The sequence below is a fragment of the Croceivirga sp. ABH4_376 genome, from assembly GCF_056160685.1.
In genome coordinates this window covers 824,212-849,127 of record NZ_JBSWXQ010000002.1, presented here as the reverse complement: position 1 = coordinate 849,127, position 24,916 = coordinate 824,212, and the positions used below count along the sequence as shown (strand labels likewise).

The following is a 24,916-nucleotide window of genomic DNA, read 5'->3' as shown; positions in this document are numbered from 1 at the left end:
TCCTGTAAACAAATAGTTTTAAAAGCGACTTAGATAGAAAACATAATTGAACCCAACCATGAAAACTACTGTAGTTGCCATTATTTTTGGAATAATTTTAACCTCTTGTAATACTAAGTCTGAAAACCAGTTAAAAAAATCGGAACAAGAAATAGAAGATATTGTTACACAAAAAAATAACCAGCCAGAAAATTTAAAAAGGGTTTTAGACGCTCACGGTGGGCTAGAACGTTATAAAACCCAAAACACACTTTCTTTTACCTTACCAAAACCAGATAATCCTGAACTTCATGTTATAGATTTAAAACATAGAAAAGATAGAATTGAAACGCCAAAATATGATTTGGGTTTTAATGGGGAAGAAGTTTGGACTTTAACCAAAGAAGAAGAGTATACCGGTAACCCGGAATTTTATCACAACTTAATGTTTTACTTTTTTAATATGCCATTTGTATTGGCGGATAAAGGTATTATTTACTCACAGACTAAAGATTTAATGGTAGATGGAAAAGTTTATCCAGGAATAGCCATACAATTTAAAGAAGGTGTTGGGGCTTCTTCTAAAGATCAATATTACCTGCATTACAATCCCGACACGTATAAAATGGAATGGTTGGGTTATACCGTTACGTATAGAACTGGCGACGTATCAGATAAAGTAAGTTGGATTCATTATAAGGAATGGGTTAATGTAAGTGGTTTTCTATTACCAAAAACAATTTCTTGGCACAAGACTGAGGGTAACCAAATTCAAGAAGAACGTAATACGGTAGTGTTTGAATCCATTACTATAAGTGAAGATAAAAAGCCAAATAGCTTTTATGAAAAGCCAGAAGGCGGTATCTTTTGGATAAAACCAGAATAATTAATACCGTACTAAAATAGGCAAATGATCAGAAGGGAAGTGTAAATTTTTCCTTCGGTCATCTATACACCTATAGCTTTTTACGTTGAGGTTGCGATTAAAAATATAATCTATTCTTTTATCTAACGGATGGTTGGTATCAAAAGCATTATAGGTGCCAATAGGTCCGTATGGGGTTATGTTGGGGGTCGTGAAACTATCTTGTAAAACAGTTCCTAAAACTACAATGGGTTCTTCCTCTGGTGTAGCATTTAAATCTCCCATAACAATTACTTTTTCATCAGTAGAGCAATAGAGGTCTATAAGTTTTAAAATTAGATTAGAAGAGTTTTTACGGGCCAACTTTCCTTTATGGTCATAATGGGCATTGAAAACAAAAAACGTTTCGTTAGTGGTAATATCCTTAAACTTAGCCATGGTTACAATTCTATTTAGGGCGGCATCCCAACCTAAACTAACCTTATCCGGAGTATCTGATAACCAAAAAGTATGTTGCATAACCAAGGTTACTTTTTCCGTATTATAAAATATAGGTGCCAATTCTCCCTTACGGGAACCATCTTCTCTTCCCACGCCTATAAAATCATACTTTTCTAGTTCTTTATCTAAATAAAGGGTTTGGTCTAGTAAAGCCTCTTGTAAACCTAAAATATCTGGGTTATAGAAATCGATTAAATCTTTAACTTCGGTTTTACGATTTTCCCACCAATTTTCTTTATCGTTTGGATTGTTGTAACGTATGTTATACGTCATGGCAGAGCTTTGTGCCTCTAGATTAATTGTGGTAAAAAACACAATTAGAATAAGTATTGATTTGGACATGTTTTAGTGGTTGAGTTCAGCTAATAAATTATCTAAGTCTAATGGTTTTGTGTACATATCTAATTCCCCATCCACCGTCTTAGGCCATACATTCATGGGTTTGTCCCAATACAATTCCACCCCATTTTTATCCGGGTCGTCTAGATAAATAGCTTCAGAAACACCGTGGTCAGCGGCACCCGTGAGTGGATATTTTAAATCTATAAGTCTTTTCAGAATCTTGGCAAGATCCTTTCTGGTAGGGTAAAGAAAAGCAGTGTGGTATAGGCCTGGTGCTTTAACAGGAGCAGGGTTGCTACCTTGACTGTGCCATGTATTTAAACCAATTTGATGATGATAGTCTCCCGCTGCTAAAAAAGCTGCTTGTTCTCCGTATAACATAGTAGTTTTAAAGCCAAGAATACCTCCATAGAAGGCCATGGCTTCTTTAAGGTTAGAAACTTTTAAATGAATATGGCCAACTTTTGTTTTATCTGGTACAATATAGGTTTCTATCATCTTAATGGTTCTTATTACAAAAAAACCGATATACTTTCAATTGAAAATATATCGGCATGTTAAAATTAGATTATTAATGGTTACTTACCTTGCGCTTCGTATTTGCCCATATAACGTTTCCATAATTTGGTTTGATGGGTTTCTAAAGAGATATCCCTACCATCTATAAAAGCTTTGGTTAAGCTATTACCTTGCATATCTAAAGCATCACCTTCTGAAATAAAAAGTGTGGCACTTTTACCAACTTCCAAGGTGCCGTAATTCTTATCTATACCTAATATTTTGGCATTGTTACCGGTTATAAGTTGCAATGCTACTTCTTTACCCATTCCTTGGCCAACTAATTGACCGGCATAAAAGGGAAGGTTTCTAGTTTGAAAGTTGCTAGCATCTTCATTTTGCATACCTACGGTTAAACCAGCATCTACCAATAATTTTGGCAATTTGTACGGATAATCATAATCATCGTCTTCCGTGAGTGGTAAATTATGTGTATGTCTTACCAGTACCGGAATGTTATGTTTTTTCAATAAGCTAGCCACCTTTGGGGCATAATAACCACCAACTAAAATTACTTCTGCAACCCCACTATTTTTAAGGCTATTAATGGCATCTGCTATTTCTTTTTCCCCATGGGCATACACATATACTTTTTTATTGCCATCAAAAACACCATTCATGGCTGCAAAAGCGGGGTTTTCTTCCGCATTGGAGGCCTTTCCGTATGCTTTGGAATTGGCTAAAAATTCTTTGATAGTGGTAACATTACTGTCATACTCTTTATCTGGAGCATACCCTCTTGGCTCGCCTAACCACCAGCGACCCCTGCGGTAGGTGCTTGGCCAATGCAGGTGAATACCATCATCTGTTTTAATAGCGGCGTCTTCCCAATTCCAAGCATCAAATTGAACAATAGAAGAGGTCCCTGAAATGGTACCACCTTGTGGCGCTATTTGACCTACCAAGACCCCATTAGGTCTCATGGATTCTACTACTTGAGATTCCGCATTGTAGGCAATGATGCTTCTTACATGTGGAATCATCTCACCAATTTCGTCCATATCCCTTGTGGGCCTTACTGCGTCTATTTCTACCAAACCTAATGATTTAGCTGGTGCTATGATACCTGGGTAAACATGCTTGCCCTCTGCCTTAATAACGGTGCCTGCTCTGGCTATTTTGGCATTGGCGCTACCTACGTAAGTAAGTTTGCCATCTTGGAACATTATTAAAGCATTTTCTATTACCTCTCCATTACCCAAATGTGCCGTTGCACCTTCAATACTAATGGGTGAAGTTTGTGCTGCCGCGGGTGTCTGTTGGGCCCAACTTGTAATCCCAACCAATAAACTAAGTGTAACTATTATATTTTTCATGGTATAGCGATTATAAGGTTTCACATTCAAACAATGGTTTTTTGCGCTGAACAGGAGCTTGCGTTTTACCGCCAGTTGCTTTATCCTGCAACATCATATTAATAAGCTTTGCTCTTTCGGCAGTTATGGCATCTCGCTTTTTAAGGTCTTCTTCTAAATCAAAATAAACGGCACCTTCTATAATGGTCTTTTCTGCTTTTGCATAAACAGACATTGGGTAATCGCTCCATAAAACCAAATCTGCATCTTTACCTACTTCTATACTTCCCACCTTATCGTCTATGTACAATAATTTAGCTGGATTTAAGGTAACGGTTTTCCAAGCTTCAATTTCTGACATACCACCGTATTTCATGGTCTTGCCTGCTTCTTGGTTTAATCTTCTAGACATTTCCGCATCATCACTATTTATAGCAACGGTAACTCCTTGGCTTGCCATGATAGCGGCATTGTAGGGTATGGCGTCTTTTACTTCGTACTTATAAGCCCACCAATCGCTAAAGGTAGAACCTCCTACACCATGCTCTGCCATTTTATCGGCAACTTTATAACCTTCTAAAATGTGGGTAAAGGTGTTAACCCTAAATCCAAATTTTTCGGCAACTTTCATAAGCATGTTTATTTCGCTTTGTACATATGAATGGCAGCTAATGAAACGTTCTCCGTTCAGGATTTCTGCCAACACTTCCATTTCTTCGTCTACACGGTAAGGCGCGCCACTTTTCTTAATTTCGTCATACTCTTTAGCGCGTTGAAAGTAATTCATAAACACTTGTTCCACACCCATTCTTGTCTGCGGAAATCTAGAGAAACTTTGCCAATTACTTTGTTTTACGTTTTCTCCCAAGGCAAACTTTATAAACTTTGGCATGTCTGGAAACAACAAATTATCTGCGCTTTCTCCCCATTTTAAACGCAAGATTGCCGACCTGCCACCAATTGGGTTGGCAGACCCATGCAATAATTGTATGGTGGTTACACCACCGGCTAAATTTCTGTAAATATTTACGTCTTTTGGGTCTACCACATCTGCCATTTTAACTTCGGCACTAGAATTATGACCCGCTTCATTGATGGAAAGTCCGGCAATGTGGGAATGTTCATCTACAACACCTGCGGTAAGGTGTTTTCCGGTTGCATCAATAGTTTTGGCGCCAGACGCATTTAAATTGGTTCCAACTTTGGCAATCTTTCCATTTTTAACCAATACATCCGTATTTTCTAATTTCTCCATCCCAGTCCATACCGTAGCATTTTTAAACAGGAGGGTTTCTTGTTTGGGTAAACTTGTATTTCCTAATCCAATATTTGGGTAGGTTACAGCTACCAATTCTGGTTTTTCGGTAGTTTTTTTCTCGTCTTCCTTTTCTTGGAACGTTTTGGTTTGGCTAGCGGTGTATTGCACCTCTTTTCCCATTGGTAAAATAGCGTTACCTGTTAAAGTAGTAGTATTTGGTGAAACCAAACCAGTAAAACGAAGCACGTTATCATCTTCCGTAAACGAGAAGCTAATCCAGTCTGCGCTGTAATCTAGTTTGGATTTTAACGTAGTAGAGTCTTTTTTAACTTCTAATTTAGGCTTACTAAGCGCTCCCGTAATTGCCATTTTATAGGTTTTGCCACCTACTACTAAATCATAGTCTCCACGGATATCTTTTTGGTCCATGGTATTGATAACGTTTTTCTTACCCTGTACCCAATTTTCGAATAACGTAGTATTGCTTTCAAAAATATCGCCAGAGGTAATCAAAAAGTTAGCTTGCTTTCCTTTTTCTAAAGTTCCAATTGAGTTAGATTGCCCAAGAACCATTGCAGGAACCGTGGTAAGGGCTTTTAATGCAGTTGTTTTGTCCAATCCGTAATTTATGGCTTTTATAATGTTACCCATAAATTTTTTAGACGATTTTAAATCGTGCATGGTAAAGGTAAAATCAACCCCGTTTTTAGCCAATACACTTGGATTGCTTGGTGCAAGGTTCCAATGGCGCATATCTGACAGGTTTACGTATTTTGCCGCGAACGGATTAGAAACATCATAGGCATCTGGAAAGTTTACCGGAATGATAAGTTTGGCGTTCGTCTGTTTTACTTGATCAATGAATTGATATTCATCTCCACCACCTAAAATACTGTATTGAATACCAAATTGATCTCCAACTTTATCTGCTCGCATAATGTTGCCATTATCCCCGGCAGCAAAAATTTGCGGCATGTTTTTATTGGCCAATAAAGCTTCTATAGAACGGTCTTTAGTTGGTACATTGCCTTTGGCATACCAATCAGCATCATGGTACAATTGCCTCATTAAAGCTGTTGCACCCATTAGACTGGTAGGGTAGGATTGTCTTGAAGTAACACTTTTTTGAAAAGAAAAAAATTGGGCCGATTCATCTTCCAATATCCGGTCCGCATCATTACCGTCAGAATTTAGAGCCACCAAAACACCTGTTCCCCTTGCTATACCATCGTTAACATGGGAATTTATAACCCCAAAACCAATTTCTCTTAACTCTTTGGCCTTTTTATCATCAAATTTGAACTTGGCAATAGCATCGGTTTCTGGCATAATATGGTCGTTCCAATAAAAACCTTCTCTTGAAGGGCCATATTGGGAAGCTCTTCCGCTGCCAGATGCTCTTTTGGGTTTTTCGATACCAAAGTCTGAAAAAACATCGATAAAAGACGGATAGATACTTTTTCCATCTAAATCTTCTACAATGGTGTTTTGTGGTAAGCTTACATTTTTACCTACAGAAACTACTTTTCCATTTTGAATAAGCAATGTTCCATTAGTAATAATTTGGTCTGGTGTAACATAAATTTTTGCGTTGGTAAACGCTCTGTAGTTGTTGTTCTTTGATTTTACCCCATCATTACTAGGAAAGTAATCTTGAGCAAATAAAGAAGCACTGCACCAGCACAAGGCTAATGCTACGAGTCTCATTTTCATTAGTGGAAATTATTTTTGAATTAGTCCCTTTAAAGGTAATTGACTGGGATAAATTCTGCAACAAGTGGGTTAAATTCCATGAACTTTCTGATAATTTATCAATAAGCCTACCACTTTATTGTAACTATAGATGCCATCTGCCTGTTTATTTGCTTTTAAAAAACTGTTGAATATAGCTTTAAAAACAGGCTCGGTAACATTTTCATAAGAATTCCAAAAATCTGTTAGCTCTTGGTAATTGGCTTTTATTCCCGGATTTAATTGATTCCACACCTCTTCAAAGGCCTGTTGGTCTTTTTGTTTTAAATCAGACAAACAATAGGCAAGTGCATGGGTATTGGCAGCATATTTAAAATAAGGATCGTTATGTTTTAGGCTAACCAAAAAGCCTATAAAATTAGTGGCAGATTCTGAAGAATAACCTAGTTGATGTCCTATTTCATGGGCACTTACCGTGGGTAAGCGTAATGCTGGTAATTTGGCATTTACTTGGGCTTCATTGGTAAATGGATTTAAATAACCACCATAACCCATATAGGTTAATCCTAAGCTGTATAACGAAGTTTTTAAGGAAGGGTTATTGTAATAGAAAAATGGATTGGTCTTGGTTAATTGCTTGTATCCTTTAATGGTTTTTGCAAAAACTTCTTTTGTGGAATAAGGTATGTGTACGGGTTGTAGGCTATCTTTTACCAAGCTTAATTGTAAAGTGTTGGAGCGCTCTATTAATAAGGTATTGATATAGACAAGGTCATCTAAATTGTATTCCTTTTCAATACCTAATTTTTCATGGATGGGTAAGCGATAGTAATTAAGGCCCCACAATACGTGAAAAAGAAAATAAACTAGGGAAAGTGAGATACCTAAATCTGTAAAGAATACTTTAGGTTTACGCCATATATTTTTCCCTTTTAAATACAGGTATCTTAGCACTGCAAACCCGATGAGGGTGTAAAAAACATCTCCCGCGGAAAAGGGCAACCATCCAAAAAGAATACGTTGAAAATTACTGATGTATGGATAAATACCATCTGAATAGTATTTTTCTACCCAATCAGGGTTTGTGGCCATTACCCTTACCAAAATTATTTGGGGTATTATAGAAACAGCTAATGCTAAACGTACCGTTTTATTCACGGCCCTAAAATAAAAAACTCCGATGAGCGATCACCGGAGTTTAAGGTATTGTTTTGATATTTTATTGTGGTAATCCAGTAATTTCTAGATCAAACACCAAGGTGGACCCACCTGGTATTGGTCCGTAATTATTTTCTCCATACCCAAGATGTGGTGGAATAAAGAAACGATATTTATCACCTACATTCATCATTTGTAAACCTTCTTTAAAGCCAGCTATCAACTGTGCTTCTGGTCCGTAGGTCATAGGAATTGGAGCGTAACCGCCTTGGTCTCTACGGCCTGCGTTTACCATATTGTATTTTGCGGCTACGTCTAAAATATTACTATCAAATAAAGTACCATCTGATAAATAACCAGCATAGTTTACCAATACCTTAGTACTGGTTACAGGTTTTACACCATCTCCTTTGTTAACCACTAGGTATTTTAGTCCGCTACTGGTTTCTTCCGCTTTTTCTAGTTGTTCTGCAATTTCAAAAGCAAAATCTTCCTTCATTTTTTGCATGGCGGCAATGGCTTCTTCTTCCTCTTTAAAGTAATCTGCCATTATTTGATTGGCATCAAATTTTTTAGCCTCTTTGCCATTACGTATAATTTCTACTTTATTCATAACAACAGGCACTTCTGGTTTGTCCCCAGGTCCTGTTTTTACCGTTGCAATAGAATCTACAACCTCTAAACCAACTACAACTTCGCCAAACACGGTGTGTTTACCGTTAAGCCAAGGGGTGGCCTTGTGGGTAATGAAAAACTGACTCCCGTTGGTCTTAGGACCAGAATTTGCCATAGACAGCAATCCTTTTTTGTCATGTTGTAAGGTGTCTACAATTTCATCCTTGAATTTATAGCCTGGGTTGCCCGATCCAGTGCCAGTAGGATCACCACCCTGTATCATAAAATCTTTTATAATTCTATGAAAGCCCAATCCATCGTAATATTTCTTATCCTTAAATTCTTCAGATACAAATGGATTATTGCCTTCTGCTAAGGAAACAAAATTTGCTACTGTTACGGGTGTAGCGTCTTTGTGTAACTTAACAACTATATCTCCTTTGGTTGTTTGTATATCGGCGTAGATACCATCTCCAAGGTCTGCATATTTTCCAGATTTACAACCAGTAAAGGCAAATAAGAGAGCAGCCGCTCCAATTATTAATTTTTTCATTTAAGTCTATTTAAATTAGTGGTGTCTTTTTTTATTTCTACTAAGGTTAAACTTGTTTTAATTGGCATTCTAGGTAAAATTTTATCATTATCTCCTTTATAGCCATAGGCTAGGCTAGAAGGAAAAATAAATGTTGCCTGTTCACCTTCCTTTAAAAGTTTTACCGCATTTCTTAAACCAGGAAAAAGTTGTGATTTATCTACAGCATGTTGCACCAGGCCTATATCTTTCCTTTTATAAATAGTATCGCCCGTTAAATTCATAACGTTGTACGTTAACATTACAACATCGTTAGTTTTTGGACTATACGCAGAAGTGTCTTTTTGGTCTTCATAAAAGTACCAAAAACCGGTATTACTATTTTGGTAATTGTTCAATGTATCTTTCTGAATTACGGCTTGTATTGCCGCAATCTCTGCATCTAGCAATTTTTTGCTACGCGCAACGCTTTCATCAATAAAGCTACTTGTTTTTTGCTGTACCGGTTTTCTAGGTTCTGGCTGTTTACAAGCAAATAGTAAAAATGTTAGGCAAATTAAAAAGAGGTAACGCATCATGCTAGCAAATCGGTTTTATACTCTGGTAGTAAAGTTTTGAATTTTTCTACAGTTTGTTCTAAGGAAAGCTCACTCCTGCCTCCAGCGGCATTATCGTGTCCGCCACCATTAAAATGGTTTCTGGCGAATTTATTTACCGAAAAATCTCCTACGGATCTAAACGATATTTTTATGATGCCCTCTTCCTTGTTTTCAATAAAAATTACTGCAAAAATAATACCTTCTAGAGTAAGACCGTAATTTACAAAGCCCTCAGTATCTCCTTTGGTGTAGTTGTGGGTATCTAATTCTGCCTGACTCATGGTAATAAAGGCCGTGCGGTATTCTGGTATTATTACAAGGTTATTTAGGGCAATACCTAATAACTTTAGGCGACTAGGAGAGTTGTTATCATATATTTGCTGGCTTATTAAGGTGCCTTGGGCGCCTTGGTCTATTAATTGGGCAATGGCCCTATGGGTTTTGCTCGTTGTAGAACGGTACTTAAAAGACCCAGTATCTGTTAAAATACCCGTGTAAAGACAGGTGGCCATTTCTGGGGTTATTTTTTTTGCTAACCCAAAGGTTTCGACCAATGCATACACCATTTCACAAGTACTGCTCATACTCGTATCAGAATACGTAATCTCAGCATAACCGGAAGGTTGCTGGTGGTGGTCTATCATTACAAATTTAGCCTTGGAATTTTCTAGGTCTTTACAAACCTCTCCCGTTCTTGAAAAATCGTTAAAATCCAAGGTGAATATTACGTCGGCAGCTGCTATTAAATTTTTGCAGTAATCCGTTTGGTACTCATAGATAAGAATATCCTTTGCACCGGGCATCCATTTTAAAAACTTTGGAAAGTCATTAGGTACAATTACCTTGGATTCCTTACCAATTAGACTTAAAAAATAGTGTAAGCCCAAAGTTGAACCAATAGCGTCTCCGTCTGGGTTTTTATGCGGTATTATTACAATTTTATCTGCAGTACCAAGCAGTTTTTTTAATCGGTCTACATCCGGTTGTTTCATGCCGCCAAATATACATAATATTACAAGGAGGTTATTGGTTTAATACTGTGCAAGGTAGCAACATAAGAATTTATTAAAATAGGAAAAATTGCGACTTTAAGGAAAAGGCGTACTTTTGCGCAAAATTTCTAATTAAGATGACAGGAAATAGAACATTTACCATGATTAAGCCAGATGCTGTAGAAAACGGTCATATTGGTGCTATTTTAGACAAAATTAGTGCTGCAGGCTTTAAGATTGTGGCAATGAAATTTACACATTTGAGCAAGAGAGATGCCGAAGCTTTTTACGCAGTACATAACGAGAGACCATTTTTTGGAGAACTTGTATCGTTTATGACAAGAGGACCTATTGTTGCTGCTGTTTTGGAAAAAGACAATGCAGTAGAAGATTTTAGGGCTTTAATTGGTGCTACCAACCCTGCGGATGCGGCCGAAGGTACTATAAGAAAATTGTATGCAACTAGCCTTGGCGAGAATGCAGTTCACGGTTCGGATAGCGATGAAAATGCAGCAATTGAAAGTGCGTTTCACTTTTCTGGAAGAGAGATATTCTAATTAGCTATGCGCTTAAAATATATAAGGCTGCCATTTGGCAGCCTTTTTACTTTAAGATAATTTTTTTGATGAGCTCTTGCCCTAATTCTTCATTTAACATTTTTACAATTTTCGACTTTCCCATACTTAATTCTTCTCGTAAAACAGAAGATGATAAGGAAACGTAAAGTACCTGGTTACGCAATTCTACGTTTTGGGTATAATTGTTTACTCCATTACCCATTAACTTAATCCAAGCCTCTTTTGCATCTACCTTATTAATGCCTTTTTCTAGCCTATTTTCTTGTATAAATGCTTTTAGAACATCACTTATCTTTTGTTCTTCGTTGTATCTTTTTGCCATTACGGATTTACGTTAATTGGTTCAAACCGTTGGTAAACATATATTTTGCCATCTTCATTTTTAACGGAAAAACTATCTGTTTCCAGTGTTTTTAGTTCTTCCTCCCATTGGTTTTGGTCTTTTTTGTAGCTTAAAAGAAATGTATCGTCTTTAGGTATAATTTCAAAAATTTCCGTGTCACCATTATTTCTAAAATTACCACTAAGGTCTGGCGCAACTTTAGTGCGCGTACCTTTCATGTCTTTTATCACAATATAATCTACCAAAGTATTTACGGAGTAGGTTTTGCTCTCGCCATTGGCAAAAACCACCTCGCTAATTTCCCAGTAACCGTTTAAGTTCTTTAGCTTTTCAGCTTCAATACTTTGTGAGCATCCGTTAGCCAATACTATAATCGTGAGAAAAAAGATTTTTTTGAACATATTACAAGTTAAAGATTTTGTAGCTCTGGTGTATGTTTTTAACTACGTTTTCCGTTCTATCTGCATGCGTGTCACTAATAAACAATTGCCCAAACTGATCCTGATTTACCAAGGACACAATTTGAGAAACCCTACTTTCATCCAGTTTATCAAAAATATCGTCTAAAAGTAAGATAGGTGTTGTGCCACTTTGTTCTTTTAATAACTTAAACTGGGCTAGCTTAAGAGCTATTAAAAAGGATTTTTGTTGTCCTTGGCTGCCAAATTTTTTAATGGGGTGCCCATCTATACTAAAATCAAGGTCGTCTTTATGCACGCCTACAGAGGTATACTGTAATGCCCTGTCTTTTTCTAGGGATTGTTCTAGTAATGCTTTTAAATCTAATTCGTTTAACTTACTACTATAGGTTAGGGTAATACCTTCTTTTTTTTGGGCCACGTTTTTGTATTGTTCTTCAAAAACAGGAATAAATTTTTCTAAGAATGCCTTACGTTCTTCATAAATAGATGTGCCGTATGTAGCAAGTTGGTCGTTATAAATGTCTAAGGTGGTGGTGTCAAACGTATGGTTGGCGGCAAAGTACTTTAGCAATGAGTTTCTTTGGCTAAGTACTTTATTATATTGTATAAGATTTTGAAGATAGACTTTATTGGATTGCGAAATAACACCATCAATAAATTTTCTGCGGGTATCACTACCTTCAATAATTAAGTCACGGTCTGCCGGTGAAATTATTACCAACGGAAGAAATCCAATATGGTCAGAGAAACGGTCGTAAACTTTACCATTTCTTTTAATAAGTTTCTTACTGCCTTTTTTATAACTACAAATAACTTTTTCTTCGCGCTCGTCCTTCTCAAATAGTCCTTCTACCAAGAAAAAGTCGCTACCATGTTTTATATTCTGTGTCGTTACCGGATTAAAATAACTTTTACCAAAAGATAGATGATAAATTGCATCCAAAACATTGGTTTTGCCCACACCGTTTTTTCCAACAAAACAGTTAATGGTAGGGTCAAATTCAAAATCTCCGCTTTCAAAACTTTTGTAATTTACTAGTGATAAGTGTTTTAAATGCATAAAATGGATGGCAATTGCGGTTTTGCGCTAGTTTGTTTTATTTTTAGTGACTTCAAAAATAACGATTAATTTGCCTTTCGTTTTTCGATAAAAACTTTATTTTTGCCCGATTAAAAAAAGCAAGATGGCTACATATAAGAAGCGCGGATACAAACCTAAGAATAAGGAAGAAGAAATTATAATAGAGGAACAAGATAGCACAACAGCAGAAGTATTTAATACTTTAGATGAAGGTGCTTCTAAGACCGAAGCTTGGGTTTCTAAAAATCAAAACTACATTTTAGGAGCAATAGTTGCTATTGCCGTGGTAGTTTTGGGGTATTTAGCTTATCAAAAATTTGTTATAGAACCAAAAGACACCAACGCGGCAAACGAATTCTCTTACCCAATGCAGAATTTTAATGCAGCTCTAACCAATACTGCACAGAAAGATTCATTATTTAATCTAGCGTTAAACGGATCAGAAGGTAAGTTTGGTTTTATAGATATTATAGAAGAATACAGTGGTACACCAACTGCAAATATGGCAAAGTATTCAGCTGGTATGGCTTACCTGAACTTACAGAGGTATGAAGATGCAATAGCCTATCTAGAGGATTTCTCTTCTGATGACAATATTTATCAGGCTTTAGCTTATGGTGGTATAGGAGATGCTTTTTCTCAGTTAGAGCAGCAAGCAGATGCGCTTGATTATTACAAGAAAGCAATTTCTGCAGCTGGGGATAACGAATTTACCGCACCTAAATTTTTATACAAAGCAGGAGTTGCAGCTTTACAATTAGAAAAGAAAGATGCTGCATTGGATTTTTTCAATACCATAAAAGAAGACTTTCCTACCAGTAAAGAAGCAAATAACATTGATGCATTAATCGGTTTTTCTGAATAAGAATTAATGGCAACAGAGAATAAGAATTTATCTGTATATGATAAAGAATCCATTGGAGATGTTACAGGCCTAAAAATTGGTTTAGTAGTTTCTGAATGGAACAACAATATAACTGAGCCCCTTTTTCAAGGGGCTTTTGACGCTTTAATAGACTGTGGTATTGCTACATCCGATATTATTAGATGGAATGTTCCCGGTAGTTTTGAGCTTACTTTTGGGGCAAAAAAAATGCTAGAGACCAAAGCCGTAGACGCGGTGGTAGCCATTGGAAGTGTAATACGAGGTGAAACCAGCCATTTTGACTATGTGTGTAGTGCCACGGCGCAGGGTATAAAAGACTTAAACGTACAATTTAATGTTCCGGTTATCTTTTGCGTTTTAACAGACGATAATTTGCAACAATCTATAGACCGTAGCGGTGGTAAGCATGGTAATAAAGGTACGGAAGCCGCAATTGCTGCCTTAAAAATGGCGTTATTGGGTAAATAAGGGTTATAGTTACAAATGATGACTATCACTTGTTAACAAAAATTATGAGCTAGCGCCAAGCGCTTCCTGCTATTTTAAGTAACTTTGGAGCTATTAGCAAAGGAGGATGCGCAACTTTTTAAAGTTAAAACGAAATAGAACGTTCGAGTACAAACCCCGTTTCTACAAAGGGGAAGGTAATCCTTATAAAATTGAGCATAAATTAGACCAATACAGGACTACCGCCCATACAACGCGTGGTTTAAAAAACAAAGTTCTAAATGCAGTAGATGATCTTAAAACCGAGGGCGATAGGGAAATGCGAATTCGTTTTTGGGTCATTGTGGTTGTTTTGGTCCTCATTTTTCTTTTTATTATCGATTTTGATTTATCTATATTTCTAGGTTCCTAATGGCAGATGTTATAAAATTATTACCAGACCATGTTGCCAATCAAATTGCTGCAGGGGAGGTGGTGCAACGCCCAGCGTCCGTAGTAAAGGAATTATTGGAAAACGCCATTGATGCTGGGGCAGATGCCATTAAACTGATCATAAAAGACGGAGGTAAAACCCTAATACAAGTGGTAGATAACGGGAATGGCATGAGCGAAACCGATGCCAGACTGGCATTTGAAAGGCATGCAACTTCCAAAATAAATAAAGCTGAAGACCTATTTAATCTCAATACCAAGGGGTTTAGAGGAGAGGCGCTTGCTTCTATAGCCGCTATTGCCCACGTAGATTTACAAACCAAAAAAGACGATGCAGAGGTTGGTACTGCCATAAGGATAGAGGGAAGTGTTATTAAAGAACAAGAGGTGGTGGTAACTCCAAAGGGAACATCTTTGGCCGTTAAAAACCTATTCTTTAATATACCCGCTAGACGTAACTTTTTAAAATCGGACCAAGTTGAGCTTCGTCATATAACAGACGAATTTCATAGGGTGGCCTTGGTACATCCTAATATTAGCTTCCAGTTCTACAATAATGGTGCTGAATATTTTAATTTACCCATAGAGAGTCATAGACAACGTATTGTACACGTTTTTGGGAATAAAATGAATGAGCGTCTGGTACCGGTATCGGAAGATACGGATGTGGTTAAGATTCATGGCTTTATCTGTAAACCAGAATTTGCAAGAAAAAGTAGGGGAGAGCAATTCTTTTTTGCCAATAATAGATACATTAAAAGCCCTTATTTGAACCATGCGGTTGCGGCTGCTTTTGAGGGGTTGTTAAAATCAGATACGCATCCAGGGTACTTTTTGTTTTTAGAAGTTAACCCTGCAACTATAGATATAAACATACACCCAACAAAGACCGAAGTTAAATTTGACGATGAGCATACCCTGTATGCTATTTTACGATCGGCCATAAAGCATAGTTTGGGTCAGTTTAACGTAGCTCCTGTTTTAGATTTTGAAAGTAATCTGGATTTAGATATGCCTTATACCTATAAGGATAAATCTACACAGATACCAACGGTTAGTATTGATGCGGCGTTTAACCCTTTTCAAGAGAAAAAAAGCGGTTCAAATGCTGGTGTAAGGGTAAATCTTCCTAAGAAAGAAAGTACTAAAGGTTGGGAAAACCTATATGAGTTTGAGGGTGGAGAGCCAACCAATTTTAGCAGCATACAGGTAGAGTCCTCATTTGAGACAACAAGTCTATTTACAGAACAAACAGATAATGATACGGGGCAAAACCTTTTTCAATTGCAACGTAAGTATGTAGTTAGTACGGTCAAGAGTGGTTTATTACTTATTAATCAGAACAGGGCACACCAACGAGTACTTTTTGAACGGTTTTTAAAGGATATAACGGTTAACAAAGCGGTTTCTCAGCAATTATTGTTCCCAGTGCATTTAGAATATGCGCAAAAAGATCTTTCTATCTTAAAAAGTTTAAATGAGGTCTTAGAAAATTTAGGTTTTGATATACACTATGGGGATAATGGGGCGGTTCAGGTAAATGGAGTGCCAACTTTGTTGGCAGAGAACAATGTATGTACCGTTTTGGATACGGTTTTGGCAACCTATGACAATGAACAGGCAACTGACAGTTTTTCACAAGCCGAAATAATGGCGAGATTATTGAGTACCTCATTAGCAATACGTACCGGTCAAGAATTAACTATTGAAGCACAACAGAATTTGGTTAACGATTTGTTTGCTTGTAAAGAACCAAAATTAAGTCCGCACAATAAAAAAGTGTACACTATTCTTGAACTTAACGAAATAGAGAACAAATTTTAGTATGGGTAGAATAACAGAAGGCATAAAGCACTTAATCATTATTAATGTAATATTCTTTGTAGCCGGTATTTCTGGTTTTGCAGACACCCTATATGAATATCTCGCGCTTTGGTTTCCGTTACATCCAAATTTTGGTGTTTGGCAGCTATTTACACACATGTTTCTACACAGTTTTACAGACGTTATGCATATTCTGTTTAATATGTTGGGATTGTGGATGTTTGGTTCTCCCCTAGAGCGTATGTGGGGCAGAAATAAGTTTTTATTTTTTTATTTTTCTGCAGGAATAGGAGCAGGTTTATTGCATATAGCCACGAATTATTACTTTTTTGACCAAGGTTTGGAGGCTGTATTAACAAGCGGGATTACGAAACAAGAAGTCATAGATGTTTTGGCCAGTGGTAAATATAGTCCAGATTGGTATAAATTGGCATCACAAGCTACGATAGATAAATTTATGGGGGCGTTTAATTCTCCAGCAGTTGGTGCCTCTGGAGCCGTGTATGGAATTTTGGTTGCGTTTGCCTTTTCGTTCCCCAATGCGGAACTCATGATGCTTTTCTTACCTATTCCTATAAAAGCAAAATACTTTGTTCCCCTTCTAATTGCGGGCGACTTAGTTTTTGGTCTAAGTAATGCAAATACAGGAATAGCGCACTTTGCACATATAGGAGGAGCTTTAATAGGTTTTATAATGATGTGGTACTGGAAAAAAAATCAGTTTAACAATAACCGCTGGGATCGCTAATGGCTAATGGAGGGTTAAAATATCAGTTTGCAAGATTAAGCATAGCAGAAAAGCTTATAGCTATTAACGTGGCTATTTTTATTGTTTCTGGGTTAGCAATGGCCTTGTTTGGTGCTAGTGAGGCAGCTGTAATGGGTTGGTTTCAATTACCCAAGGAATTTGGAGATTTTATAGTCCAACCTTGGTCTATACTTACCTATTCCTTCTTTCATGTTGGGTTTGGACATATTTTTTGGAATATGATAATGCTTTGGTTTGCCAGTAGAATTTTCTTGAATTTGTTTGGGGATAAGCGGTATTTAACGGTATACTTTCTTGGTGTAATTACTGGTGGCTTGTTTTTCTTGTTAAGTTATAATGTATTTCCAGCTTTATTAAACTCCAATACGGCTTTGGTTGGTGCATCTGCGGGGGTAACCGCCGTGCTGCTCTTTGTTTGTTCTTATATTCCAAACCAAGACGTAAGAGTTATTTTTTTCAATGTTAAGTTATGGCATGTTGGTGCCTTTTTTGTTTTGGTAGACTTAATTCAAATACCCTATGGTGGAAACATTGGCGGTAGATTGGCTCACTTGGGAGGTGCCTTATTGGGTTATGTTTATGCCAGACAACTTTTAAAAGGCAATGATATTGGTGCGGTATTTACCAATTTTGGAGAGCAAATGGTTAGTTGGGTTAAACCAAGTAAAAAAGCCCCTATGAAAACGGTTTACAAGGCTAAATCCAAGGCTGGCAACCCTACGGCCAACTATAAAAAAGAGGCGAAACAACGCCAAATAGATGCTATTTTGGATAAGATTAGCAAATCTGGCTATGAGAGCTTATCAAAGGCAGAAAAAGACTTTTTGTTTAAAGCTGGTAAGGAATAATTGAATGCCTAAATTTTTAGCGTTACTTGTAAAATTAGCTAATCTGGTTTTTATACTTATTGGGTTGTTGTTGGTAGTAACCATTTTGATTAAGACCAATGTAATAACAGAACTGTCATTCTTAGGATTGTTCGCGGTTCCATTTTTAACTTTTTATCTATTTTTCAGTTTTTTGGTTCTGGCGGTCTCAAGAAGGATGTTTGTCTGCAACATAGCCATTTTACTCACTGTTTTTTTAGTAGCAGGACCATTTTATAAGTTTACCACAAAACCTGACAAAGAAGCCTACGATAGTGAATTATCCGTGATTACCTTTAATGCACGGGGATTTAATAGTTTTAAAGCACTTTCAGAAAATTCTACTGCCGATTCTATCTATAATTTTCTAATCAAGGAAAATGTAGATATTATTGCAATGCAAGAAGCCGCTTACTATTTAAAGCGTAAAACGGTTCTAGATTCTATTTATCCATACAAATACGTGGATTTTGTTTATGGAGAACAGCACAAAAGGGTATTACAGGCCATATTTTCTAAATATCCCATTAAGCAAAGTAAATTACTTTCATTTCCTAATAGCTCTAATTTGTCTCATAGGTTTGAGGTTGAGTTTAACGGGAGTTTAATTTCTATTTACAACGTCCATTTACAATCCTTTAAGGTGGTTCCAAGTCTAAAAACGGTAAAAACCGAAGATTCTAAATCTTTGATTTCAAATATTAACAGAAAGGTATTAATGCAAAGTAGTCAGGTAGATATTTTGTTAGATGATTTGGCTTCTCATGAAAATCCTACCTTAATAATGGGTGATTTCAACAATACCCAATACTCCAATATTTATAGGTCTTTATCAAAAGGTTTTAAAGATACCTTTATTGAAGCTGGTTCGGGATTTGGCAGAACGTACAGTTTAAAAGGTTTGCCTATGCGCATTGATTATATATTAGCAAACCAAAAATTTGAGGTATTGTCCCATACCAATTATGATGTTGAATATTCTGACCATTATCCTGTTAAAGCAACCTTAGTTTTAAAAGATTAAAGAATGAAGGTACAATCTACCGTATCGGCTAATATATGTATCAATAAAGCTAAACCTATTAATCTAGTTTTAGGAATAATAAAAAGTATAGCATATACGGCTATGGCCCAATAGGTATGTAGTGGGTGAAAACCAATACTACATCTGTTAGGGTCAAAAATAGGGGTGCTTAAAAAGTGGTCTAAATCTATACCAATGCCTAAAAGCATAATAATAGAAGCTCTCCAATATTGTTTTCTATAGAATAGAAATGCAATTAGAAAGGGTAAGCCAAAATGAATCCCGTAATGCAAAGAATGCCTAAGCATTTAACGTAGGCTTTTGACTTTTTAAATAGGCTAAGCTATTTGGACCTTCATTAAAAAGTAAATCTAGACAAGATAGGTTGGGAATAAAATCATGCCTGTCTTGAAAAACCTGCATGTAAGGTTCAAAACCCGTCATTTTTTCATTTTTGGCAATGACTAAGTTGCGTTGGTCCAAGCCCAAATCAATATCCTTTTCGTAATTAATTGTTCTGTGGGTAGTATCTATTTTAATTCCAAGTTGATTTTCAAAAAAACGAATGGTAGCCCAATTAAAATCAATAAGTTTTTCATACTTATTATGAAATAAAGGGGATAATTCATCCTCATAAAATTCAAAAAAGGGCGAGGTACGATAAGCAGTTTGTATAGTTTTCCATTGTTGGCTTTGCCAAGGGTAGCTATTATCTATATGCACATTAGCATATTTTTGCCTACCATCGCCTTTACCAGTGTGTTTAATTGGAATGGATAAAAGGTGCTTACCTTGGTCCGTAGCAATATAATAGCGGTTGCGATAGGTTTGTTTTTGAAAATTATCGCAAACTTCCCAGGTTACACTATTTTGAATCATGGTAGCTAGGTTGGCTACATTTGGAAAGCAAACGGGGTGTAAAAGTACAGTAGACACGTATAGTTTATTTTAGGCTTCCGTATTTTTCTTTCTTTTTTTTCTAAAAAAGTCAAAAACAAAATAACCAGCCAGCGCTATCAGAAAATACTTGAAATAAGACACAGGTTCTCCAGACCCGCCTACGGTAGTAAACATCCGGTCCCATCTTAAGCGCTCGTTAAATCGAATTCCATCTTGAAAATTGTCCATACTTAACCATATAAATATAGGTTTGCCAACTATATGGTTTTCTGGAACAAAACCCCAGGTTCTACTATCTTCAGAATGGTCTCTGTTATCTCCCATCATCCAATAATAATCCATTTTAAAGGTGTACGAATCTGTTTGTTTGCCGTTTATGGTGATGGTATTTCCATTAACGGCTAAGGAGTTGCCTTCGTAATCTTTTATTATTTTTTTGTAAATGGGTAGATTTTGAACAGTAAGCTTTATGGTCTTACCTTCTTCTGGAATGTAGATTGGTCCCATATTATCATTATTCCAAGGATATAAAGGACTTTGCGCGAAAATATTATTTCCAGCTTCTCCTTTTGGTTCCACAGCTCGTACAATAGAATCAATCTTAGCATTTTTCCTTAATTCGGAAACCATCTCTTCGGTAAGATTAACAATACGTTGTCTTGGTGTTTCTTCCTTTAAATCTGCTAATCTGAGTCCTCTAATTACCTCTGTAGGTATACCGTTTTGATTGGTATAAAGGGCTATTTTACCTTCTGCTATTTGTTTGGCTCCTAAAAGATAAGGTGTAAGGCCGTTCAATTGTTCTTGAGTTAACGGACCAGAAATGTATTTTCTTTCAAAACTATCAGCATCTATCTCGTTTAAAAGCCTACTACTAACACCACTTTGCGCGTAAACAATGTTGTTAAACATAGGTTTGGCGCGGTCAGATAATTTTAGTTTTTTACCATCAATATAAACATCACCGTTTACCACGGATAAAGTATCACCTGGTGTGCCAACACACCTTTTTACATAATTAGATTTTTTATCAATTGGTTTTTTTACGCCAGCCTCTTTCACAAAAAACTGTCTTACTGTATCTGCAGGCCAACTAAACACTACAATATCGTTTTTTTGAGGTGTTTGGAATCCAGGTAACCTAAAATAGGGTATTTGTGGTTTGCTTAGGTAAGATTTTGTTCTAACTATGGGTAAAGTGTCATGAACCATAGGTGCGGCAACAGCCGTCATAGGTGTACGTGCCCCAAAATGAAATTTACTTACAAAAAGGAAATCTCCTATTCTAAGCGTTCGTTCTAACGAACCAGTAGGAATAACGTAAGGTTGAATAAAATAGGTGTGAACTAAAGTAGCTGCGACTATGGCAAAGACGATAGAGCTAACCCATTCTCCTAAACCAGTGGTTGGTTTTAAGCTTCTATCGCTTATATAGGTTACATCCATGTTATAATTAACCACATAAATGTAAAAACCAAGTGTTAAGATTACGGCCCAGGTTTGCCAAAGTTTGTTTTGGCCAAAACTTCTAATGGTTTCTACCCAAACTACTGGGAACATTAAAAGGTTTATTATGGGTATAAACAGTAGTAGTGTCCACCATTTTGGTCTGTTAATAATCTGCATTAACACAATAGCATTATAAACAGGAATTGCGGCTTCCCAAGCTTTTCTACCGGCCTTTACGTATAATTTCCAAGTACCTAAAAAATGAATTACTTGTACCAATAAGATAAATAAAATCCACTGTGTGCCGTTCATGGTCTAATCGTTATAGTTTGTTGTAAGACTAACGCTTACTTTTTTCGTTACCGGTTTAGCTTAAGTTTAACACATCTTTCATGCTGTAAACTCCTGTTTTACCAACAAGCCATTCTGCGGCAATTATGGCTCCAAGAGCAAATCCATTTCGGTTGTGTGCTGTATGTTTTATTTCTATAGAATCTACATCGCTTTGGTAGGCAATACTATGCGTACCTGGTACTTCACCTTCTCTAATAGCTGTAATTCCAATTTCATTTTCGGTAGGTGCAACCAATTTCCAGTTCACGTAAGACGAATTTTCAATAATACCTTCTGCCAAGGTAATAGCGGTACCAGAAGGCGCATCAATTTTATGAATATGATGAATTTCTTCCATACTTACTTTATAGTCCTGTACATTGGCCATTAACTGAGCTAATTTCTTGTTTAATTCAAAAAAGAGATTAACTCCAAGACTAAAGTTGGAACCATAAATAAATGCACCTTTGTTTTTATTGCACAGCGTAACTGCCTCTTCGTATTTGGCCAACCAACCTGTAGTACCAGAAATTACTGGTATACCTTTGGTAAAACAATGTGTAATATTACCAAATGCCGCATCTGGAGTGCTAAAGTCTATAGCTACATCTATTGCTGTATAATCTAACTCTTCTAAGTTGGTATCTACATCTATTTTGGCTACTATCTTATGGCCTCTTTCGGTTCCTATTTGTTCTAACATACGGCCCATTTTACCGTAACCAAAAAGTGCAATATTCATAGGTTTAAAATTTTATAAGTAGGGCAACACCGTAATTGGGTTCTCCAGTAAGTGGGTTGGCCTCTAAATAAGGACTAATATCATAAGATAATTGATCGCTAACGTTAAACTGTTTTAAGTGTGCATCTACATTGGCGTCAACAATATTTAGTGCATAAAAGCCTATAGTGGCCAATAACCAAATATCTCTATTTTCTTGTGCTCTTTCTTGTGCATCTTCTAACCCAGAGTCAGAAACATTTACAATAAATTCATCATCGTTAAAACCTGCTTTTCTACGTTTAAAGGCGGTTCTAAACCTTTTGTAATTGGTATTGTTAATAGAATAGTTATAAACACCCCAACCTATTAGGCCCCAGGCTATTGGTGCTTTCCAGTATCTTTTATTGTAAATTTGTCCAAGCCCTGGAACTACTGCAGAATAAAAGGCTGCTTTTGCAGGGGCAAGGGGATTAATTTCTTTCGGGGCCACGTAAACTTCTTCTACCACAATACCTTTTTCAGCAGCAGCAGATGCAATAGAATCTGTAGGGGTAGAAACCACTACGCTATCTTTTTCTGTTTGCGCGCTCACTGAAAAAGCTAGAAAAAAGATTATGACAATATATAAAAGGGATTTATTCACCCGATAAGATTTTTTTTAACCTGTGGAATTCTTCTTCGGAATGAAAAGGAATAACGATTTTTCCTTTTCCGTTGGAAGATGCACTAATATCTACTTTCACTGCCAGATTTTCTTTGATAGCCTCTAAGTTTTCTGAAATAAACCCTGGAACACTTTTTTTGCTCTTTTTGGCTAAAGTAGTTTTTTCTTTATCAGAACCTTCTTTATAGGCTTTTACAAGTTGTTCCGTATCTCTAACAGAAAGGCCTTCAGCAACAATTTTCTCGTAAATATCTATTTGGTCCTTATTTTTTTCAATGTTTATTAAAGCACGACCATGCCCCATGCTAATAAAGCCATCTCGCATTCCGGTTTGGATTATTGGGTGCAATTTTAATAAACGTAGGTAGTTTGTTATGGTAGAACGTTTTTTACCCACCCTGTCACTCAACTTCTCTTGGGTAATTTCTACCTCCTCTATTAATCTTTGATAAGAAAGGGCAACTTCTATAGGATCTAAATCTTGGCGTTGTATGTTTTCTACCAAAGCCATTTCCAAGGATTCTTGGTCGTTGGCTATTCTTATATAGGCAGGAATCGTTTTTAAGCCAACTATCTTAGAGGCACGGAACCTACGCTCACCGGAAACCAATTGAAATTTATTGAATTCTAGTTTTCTAACAGTTATAGGTTGAATTATACCTAGTTCGCGGATGGAACTAGCTAATTCCTGTAAAGCCTCCTCGCTAAAATTAGTCCTTGGTTGAAAAGGATTTACCTCTATAGCATTAATATCCAATTCTACTACATTGCCAATAACTTGGTCCGCATTTTTGTCGGAAACAGATTGTATATCGTTTTCTGGATCCTTTAATAATGCGGAAAGCCCTCTTCCAAGGGCTTGTTTTTTAGTTGCCTTCGCCATTTAAACTTTCTCCTTGTTTTTATTCAAAATTTCATTGGCCAAGTTAAGATAGTTAGAGGCACCTTTACTGCTAGCATCATATTTAATTATGCTTTCTCCGTAACTAGGGGCTTCACTTAACTTAACGTTTCGCTGTATTATGGTCTCAAAAACCATATCTGCAAAGTGTTTTTTAACTTCTTCTACCACTTGGTTAGATAGGCGTAATCTAGAATCATACATAGTTAATAGCATGCCTTCAATATCCAAATCTGTATTATGTATTTTTTGTACACTTTTTACGGTATTCAATAATTTACCTAATCCTTCCAGAGCAAAATATTCACATTGTATTGGAATTATTACCGAATCTGCAGCTGTTAAGGCGTTTAGGGTTAATAAACCTAAAGAAGGGGCACAATCTATTAATATATAATCGTAATCATCTTTAAGGCTTTTAATAGCCTCTTTCATCATATACTCCCTATTGTCCTTGTCTACCAATTCTATTTCAATAGCTACAAGGTCTATGTGCGCCGGAATCAAATCTACGTTGGGAGATTCTGTTTCTATGATGGTTTGTTTGGCGCTGTAAGTATGCTCCAACAATTGATACGTACCCAGTTCTACACTCTCTACATCTACTCCAAGACCGGAGGTTGCATTTGCCTGGGGGTCGGCATCAATCAATAAAACCTTTTTTTCTAGCACGCCAAGAGAGGCAGCGAGATTAACGGTAGTGGTGGTTTTACCCACACCACCTTTTTGATTTGCAATAGCAATGATTTTGCCCATTGTAACTGGTTGAGTTAGGAGGTAAAAATACAATTATTTACAACGCCATAAAATGGAATTTGTTAACACTGGGTGAATAACTGCTTTTACCTACGTTAAAGAAAGTTAAACAAATTATAGACCCAATGGCA

27 protein-coding genes are annotated in these 24,916 nt (G+C 36.6%); 9 read left to right on the top strand and 18 right to left on the bottom strand.

Annotation, left to right across the window (positions count from 1 at the left end):
- The first annotated feature begins 58 nt into the window (after positions 1–58).
- The gene (locus tag ACXAGS_RS07995; protein WP_474906029.1) at positions 59–865 is read left to right on the top strand and encodes a DUF6503 family protein; all 807 of its coding nucleotides are present in this window, start codon (positions 59–61) and stop codon (positions 863–865) included.
- On the opposite strand, the gene ACXAGS_RS07990 is transcribed toward ACXAGS_RS07995, so the two are convergent.
- The 8 genes from ACXAGS_RS07990 to ACXAGS_RS07955 all read right to left on the bottom strand — a co-directional run bounded on the left by ACXAGS_RS07990 (position 866) and on the right by ACXAGS_RS07955 (position 10,386).
- Positions 866–1,687 (bottom strand): endonuclease/exonuclease/phosphatase family protein, encoded by an 822-nt coding sequence (locus ACXAGS_RS07990; RefSeq protein ID WP_474906028.1) that lies wholly within the window; start codon positions 1,685–1,687, stop codon positions 866–868. It abuts the gene before it with no gap.
- A gap of 3 nt (positions 1,688–1,690) precedes the next feature.
- A complete protein-coding gene (locus ACXAGS_RS07985) occupies positions 1,691–2,185 on the bottom strand; it encodes a VOC family protein (protein WP_474906027.1) in 495 nt (164 codons plus the stop codon).
- Positions 2,186–2,265: 80 nt separating this feature from the next.
- Complete coding sequence (locus tag ACXAGS_RS07980) at positions 2,266–3,561, bottom strand: amidohydrolase family protein (RefSeq protein ID WP_474906026.1); 1,296 nt, start codon at positions 3,559–3,561, stop codon at positions 2,266–2,268.
- Between the two features lie 10 nt (positions 3,562–3,571).
- On the bottom strand, positions 3,572–6,511 hold the full coding sequence (locus ACXAGS_RS07975; RefSeq protein ID WP_474906025.1) for an amidohydrolase family protein: 2,940 nt from the start codon (positions 6,509–6,511) through the stop codon (positions 3,572–3,574).
- A gap of 69 nt (positions 6,512–6,580) precedes the next feature.
- The gene (locus ACXAGS_RS07970; RefSeq protein ID WP_474906024.1) at positions 6,581–7,648 is read right to left on the bottom strand and encodes a DUF3810 domain-containing protein; all 1,068 of its coding nucleotides are present in this window, start codon (positions 7,646–7,648) and stop codon (positions 6,581–6,583) included.
- 61 nt (positions 7,649–7,709) lie between these two features.
- Positions 7,710–8,816 carry a peptidylprolyl isomerase gene (locus ACXAGS_RS07965; protein ID WP_474906023.1) on the bottom strand — a complete coding sequence of 369 codons (1,107 nt, stop codon included), beginning with the start codon at positions 8,814–8,816 and terminating at the stop codon, positions 7,710–7,712.
- Entirely contained in the window at positions 8,813–9,373 is a 561-nt protein-coding gene (gldI, locus tag ACXAGS_RS07960; RefSeq protein ID WP_474906022.1) for a gliding motility-associated peptidyl-prolyl isomerase GldI, read from the bottom strand. The genes ACXAGS_RS07965 and gldI overlap by 4 nt, the downstream gene beginning before the upstream one ends.
- Entirely contained in the window at positions 9,370–10,386 is a 1,017-nt protein-coding gene (locus tag ACXAGS_RS07955) for a DHH family phosphoesterase (protein WP_474906021.1), read from the bottom strand. The genes gldI and ACXAGS_RS07955 overlap by 4 nt, the downstream gene beginning before the upstream one ends.
- Before the next feature lie 137 nt (positions 10,387–10,523).
- On the opposite strand from ACXAGS_RS07955, the gene ACXAGS_RS07950 reads away from it, so the two are divergent.
- On the top strand, positions 10,524–10,943 hold the full coding sequence (locus tag ACXAGS_RS07950) for a nucleoside-diphosphate kinase (RefSeq protein ID WP_010520140.1): 420 nt from the start codon (positions 10,524–10,526) through the stop codon (positions 10,941–10,943).
- Positions 10,944–10,989: 46 nt separating this feature from the next.
- On the opposite strand, the gene ACXAGS_RS07945 is transcribed toward ACXAGS_RS07950, so the two are convergent.
- The 3 genes from ACXAGS_RS07945 to recF are packed head-to-tail and all read right to left on the bottom strand — an operon-like array spanning position 10,990 to position 12,789.
- On the bottom strand, positions 10,990–11,286 hold the full coding sequence (locus ACXAGS_RS07945; protein ID WP_474906020.1) for a DciA family protein: 297 nt from the start codon (positions 11,284–11,286) through the stop codon (positions 10,990–10,992).
- Positions 11,286–11,708, bottom strand: coding sequence for a hypothetical protein (locus ACXAGS_RS07940; RefSeq protein ID WP_474906019.1), 423 nt, complete (start codon positions 11,706–11,708; stop codon positions 11,286–11,288). The genes ACXAGS_RS07945 and ACXAGS_RS07940 overlap by 1 nt, the downstream gene beginning before the upstream one ends.
- 1 nt (position 11,709) lies before the next feature.
- Positions 11,710–12,789, bottom strand: coding sequence for a DNA replication/repair protein RecF (gene recF, locus ACXAGS_RS07935; RefSeq protein ID WP_474906018.1), 1,080 nt, complete (start codon positions 12,787–12,789; stop codon positions 11,710–11,712).
- Between the two features lie 124 nt (positions 12,790–12,913).
- Here recF and ACXAGS_RS07930 point away from each other — a divergent pair, with 124 nt between their 5' ends.
- The 7 genes from ACXAGS_RS07930 to ACXAGS_RS07900 all read left to right on the top strand — a co-directional run bounded on the left by ACXAGS_RS07930 (position 12,914) and on the right by ACXAGS_RS07900 (position 19,058).
- The gene (locus ACXAGS_RS07930) at positions 12,914–13,675 is read left to right on the top strand and encodes a tetratricopeptide repeat protein (protein WP_474906017.1); all 762 of its coding nucleotides are present in this window, start codon (positions 12,914–12,916) and stop codon (positions 13,673–13,675) included.
- A gap of 6 nt (positions 13,676–13,681) precedes the next feature.
- On the top strand, positions 13,682–14,164 hold the full coding sequence (ribH, locus tag ACXAGS_RS07925; RefSeq protein WP_474906016.1) for a 6,7-dimethyl-8-ribityllumazine synthase: 483 nt from the start codon (positions 13,682–13,684) through the stop codon (positions 14,162–14,164).
- A 106-nt stretch (positions 14,165–14,270) separates the two neighbouring features.
- Entirely contained in the window at positions 14,271–14,555 is a 285-nt protein-coding gene (locus tag ACXAGS_RS07920) for a riboflavin synthase subunit beta (protein WP_474906015.1), read from the top strand.
- Complete coding sequence (mutL, locus tag ACXAGS_RS07915) at positions 14,555–16,399, top strand: DNA mismatch repair endonuclease MutL (protein ID WP_474906014.1); 1,845 nt, start codon at positions 14,555–14,557, stop codon at positions 16,397–16,399. Before ACXAGS_RS07920 ends, mutL begins: the two co-directional genes overlap by 1 nt.
- A 1-nt stretch (position 16,400) precedes the next feature.
- The gene (locus ACXAGS_RS07910; RefSeq protein WP_474906013.1) at positions 16,401–17,147 is read left to right on the top strand and encodes a rhomboid family intramembrane serine protease; all 747 of its coding nucleotides are present in this window, start codon (positions 16,401–16,403) and stop codon (positions 17,145–17,147) included.
- Positions 17,147–18,016 (top strand): rhomboid family intramembrane serine protease, encoded by an 870-nt coding sequence (locus ACXAGS_RS07905; RefSeq protein WP_474906012.1) that lies wholly within the window; start codon positions 17,147–17,149, stop codon positions 18,014–18,016. The genes ACXAGS_RS07910 and ACXAGS_RS07905 overlap by 1 nt, the downstream gene beginning before the upstream one ends.
- A gap of 4 nt (positions 18,017–18,020) precedes the next feature.
- Positions 18,021–19,058: an endonuclease/exonuclease/phosphatase family protein gene (locus tag ACXAGS_RS07900; RefSeq protein ID WP_474906011.1), complete on the top strand. Its 1,038-nt coding sequence runs from the start codon at positions 18,021–18,023 to the stop codon at positions 19,056–19,058.
- Here the strand turns inward: ACXAGS_RS07900 and ACXAGS_RS07895 are convergent.
- The 7 genes from ACXAGS_RS07895 to ACXAGS_RS07865 all read right to left on the bottom strand — a co-directional run bounded on the left by ACXAGS_RS07895 (position 19,055) and on the right by ACXAGS_RS07865 (position 24,785).
- Positions 19,055–19,366, bottom strand: a complete 312-nt coding sequence (locus ACXAGS_RS07895; RefSeq protein WP_474906010.1) for a DUF6122 family protein — start codon at positions 19,364–19,366, stop codon at positions 19,055–19,057. The genes ACXAGS_RS07900 and ACXAGS_RS07895 overlap by 4 nt on opposite strands.
- Entirely contained in the window at positions 19,359–19,937 is a 579-nt protein-coding gene (locus ACXAGS_RS07890; RefSeq protein WP_474906009.1) for a WbqC family protein, read from the bottom strand. The genes ACXAGS_RS07895 and ACXAGS_RS07890 overlap by 8 nt, the downstream gene beginning before the upstream one ends.
- A 69-nt stretch (positions 19,938–20,006) precedes the next feature.
- A complete protein-coding gene (lepB, locus tag ACXAGS_RS07885) occupies positions 20,007–21,719 on the bottom strand; it encodes a signal peptidase I (RefSeq protein ID WP_474906008.1) in 1,713 nt (570 codons plus the stop codon).
- A gap of 55 nt (positions 21,720–21,774) precedes the next feature.
- Complete coding sequence (gene dapB / locus ACXAGS_RS07880; RefSeq protein WP_474906007.1) at positions 21,775–22,482, bottom strand: 4-hydroxy-tetrahydrodipicolinate reductase; 708 nt, start codon at positions 22,480–22,482, stop codon at positions 21,775–21,777.
- 4 nt (positions 22,483–22,486) lie between these two features.
- Complete coding sequence (locus ACXAGS_RS07875) at positions 22,487–23,056, bottom strand: DUF5683 domain-containing protein (protein ID WP_474906006.1); 570 nt, start codon at positions 23,054–23,056, stop codon at positions 22,487–22,489.
- A gap of 43 nt (positions 23,057–23,099) precedes the next feature.
- A complete protein-coding gene (locus ACXAGS_RS07870) occupies positions 23,100–24,011 on the bottom strand; it encodes a ParB/RepB/Spo0J family partition protein (RefSeq protein WP_474906005.1) in 912 nt (303 codons plus the stop codon).
- Positions 24,012–24,785, bottom strand: a complete 774-nt coding sequence (locus tag ACXAGS_RS07865; RefSeq protein ID WP_474906004.1) for a ParA family protein — start codon at positions 24,783–24,785, stop codon at positions 24,012–24,014.
- Between the last annotated feature and the right edge of the window lie 131 nt (positions 24,786–24,916).